This is a genomic window from Vibrio sp. 1159 (assembly GCF_033340395.1).
Taxonomy (GTDB): Bacteria; Pseudomonadota; Gammaproteobacteria; order Enterobacterales; family Vibrionaceae; genus Vibrio; species Vibrio alginolyticus.
The window spans coordinates 1-1,447 of record NZ_JAWOWL010000100.1 but is presented as its reverse complement, the minus strand read 5'-3'; the positions used below and the strand labels follow the sequence as shown (position 1 = coordinate 1,447).

General features: G+C 50.1%; 2 protein-coding genes. Both read right to left on the bottom strand.

Going from position 1 to position 1,447, the window contains the following annotated elements; translation table 11 throughout:
* The coding region (locus R7127_RS26155) for a type II secretion system protein M (RefSeq protein ID WP_318148677.1) at positions 1 to 252 on the bottom strand (252 nt) is incomplete at its 3' end.
* Positions 253 to 259: 7 nt separating this feature from the next.
* The coding region (gene gspL, locus R7127_RS26150) for a type II secretion system protein GspL (RefSeq protein ID WP_318148676.1) at positions 260 to 1,447 on the bottom strand (1,188 nt) is incomplete at its 5' end.

Here is a 1,447-nt window from a genome sequence, read left to right as displayed (position 1 = left end):
ATTGGAAAAACTGACACCCCCGCTTTTTCTCAATGCGGTAATGTCATCAGCTTTGTCTTGTACCCATGTAAGCAATTGCTTTTCACTTTGGATACGAGATTGCGCCAACTCTGCACGTTGGCTCATCGGCTGCAGCAGCCCCCAGTAAAGAATGCCAAGGATGGCGAATGCACCGCAGCCCAGCACAAGTCGTTGTTCACGCTGAGAGATGCCACTCCACCAAGCTTGCGCTTGAGAAATTAAATTCTTCATCATCACCTCACTGACGCTTCAACACAAAGCTACCCATCACAACGTTATCGCTGCGATTAAGCTGACCTTGCTCAACATTAAACTTCTCAGCCAACTTCACACGAGCCTGCTCAAAAGGCTGGAAGTCTGAGCTACGTGCGTGAATGCGCACTTCACCACGTTGGCCGTCATACTTAAAACTGGTGATTTCTAGATCTTTCACCTGACCAAGCGTTGCTGGCAAGGCCGCAAGCCAAGACAACATCGCAACATCTGTTGAGCCACCAGATAAACGGCGCTCTTCATCTGTCATTTGACGCTTTAAGTAGCTTACGGTCGGAATTCGATTCTTGTTTGGGAAAACCTGACGGAAAATACGTTCGCTTTCTTCACGATAGGCTTGTGCTTGCGCCTCGTACTTGTGGACGACGAGAAGTTGCTGAGCCACGACCACCACTAACAAAACGCCCGCAGCGATAGCCGCCTTTTGCCAAACTTTCCAGTACTTACCCCAAGAAGACTTCGGCTTAAACTCGCCAGTTAACAAGTTCGTTTTACTACTCGCGACGCCTTTTGCGAGCAACGCCATCGTCATTTCTTCTGGCTTAGGAACCCATACACTCTCCACAGTCGATTCTGGCACGGAACTGTAGCAATCGAGTTGCCAACCTTCATGGTTTTGCAGGTAAGAAGAGAGGTAAAGATCCAGCCACGCCGAATCCACCACCGCGCCTTCCGTCTCTGAGTGACGAATTAGCCATTGCTCACCAATCAGTGCCGCACTGCTGTTGTCATCACTGACAGGCAATGCCAATACATCTGGCAAGATGCGTTTGATGGTCAACCCTTGGCTAGCAAAACGCTGTAGCACGGTTTGTACCCATGCACGCTCGACCGCACACACTTGTGCTTTATCCGCTTGCTTACCCAATACGGTGAAGTGCAAGCTATCCACATCTTGCGCGACTTCATCTTCAATCAAATAAGGCAACATGCTGTCGAACTGACGTGTGGCACCAGGCGGAATGTCCACCTGAGTTAACACCACATCATTACTCGCTAGTAAAGCGATGACTTGGCGCGGGCCGGCATACGATACCAACTCATCCAAGTGTTCCCATCCGGCAAGTTCACCGCTGGCAATCACTTCCTGTTGATCTGTCGACCACACCACCCAAGGAATGGTACTTTGTTGTTCGCTACTCAGCCGAACGGT